This is a genomic window from Xanthomonas prunicola, assembly GCF_002846205.1.
In the GTDB taxonomy this organism is placed as follows: Bacteria; Pseudomonadota; Gammaproteobacteria; order Xanthomonadales; family Xanthomonadaceae; genus Xanthomonas; species Xanthomonas prunicola.
The window spans coordinates 1-269 of sequence record NZ_PHKV01000092.1; the positions used below are offsets into that span (position 1 = coordinate 1).

Here is a 269-nt window from a genome sequence, read left to right on the forward strand (position 1 = left end):
CTGGCCGAGCTGGCTCTGGCGTTGGACAGTGCCGATACCAGCACCCTACCCGCCATCGTACCGAGCGACCGGAGCGCAGCGCTGCCGCTGTCCTTCGCGCAGCAACGCCTGTGGTTCCTGGCGCAATTCGATTCCCGCGCCGCACAGGCCTATCTGCTGGCCGGCGGGGTGGACCTGCATGGCGAGCTGGATCTTCCCGCACTGCAGCGGGCCCTGGATCGCATCGTCGCGCGCCACGAAGCGCTGCGCACCTGTTTTATTGCCTGCGA

Annotated in this window: 1 protein-coding gene; it reads left to right on the forward strand. The window is 67.7% G+C overall.

Going from position 1 to position 269, the window contains the following annotated elements; all coding sequences use genetic code 11:
• Positions 1–269 (forward strand): condensation domain-containing protein (locus XpruCFBP8353_RS23175; RefSeq protein ID WP_133125732.1); only part of this gene is annotated, 269 nt, incomplete at both ends.